The 346-nt window shown below is 60.4% G+C and carries 1 protein-coding gene; it reads right to left on the reverse strand.

What is annotated here, in order from left to right; all coding sequences use genetic code 11:
• On the reverse strand, window positions 1–346 hold a 346-nt coding region (locus GHO41_RS29610), incomplete at both ends, for an RHS domain-containing protein (RefSeq protein WP_178126632.1).

A 346-nucleotide genomic window follows, 5' to 3' on the forward strand; every position in this document is an offset into this window, starting at 1 on the left:
GCAGCGGGTTGCGGATGTTTTCGCGAGTTGCGCTGTCGGTACGCTTTTCCTTGGCTAGCCCCCACGCTTGATACGTCGCACTCCAGGCAATCTCGCCGCGTTGGTCGGTGAGTTCCATGGGCGTGCCGAGGTGGTCGCATTGGTACCAGGCGATGGCGTTGAATGGTTTTGCCACGGGTTGGTGTTGCCACAAGGGATCGCGGTCGATGTGGTAGCCGTTTTCATGGCTTGGCTCGCGCACTAGCGACAGGTTGCGGTTTTCGACGGTCTGGGCGACGGGGATGAAGCTGCCCGGTTCGTAGAAGTAGTGGATCAGACGTCGTTCGCCAGGGTTGTCGCTGTAGCG

The sequence above is a fragment of the Pseudomonas sp. FSL R10-0399 genome (assembly GCF_009600165.1).
GTDB lineage: Bacteria > Pseudomonadota > Gammaproteobacteria > Pseudomonadales > Pseudomonadaceae > Aquipseudomonas > Aquipseudomonas helleri.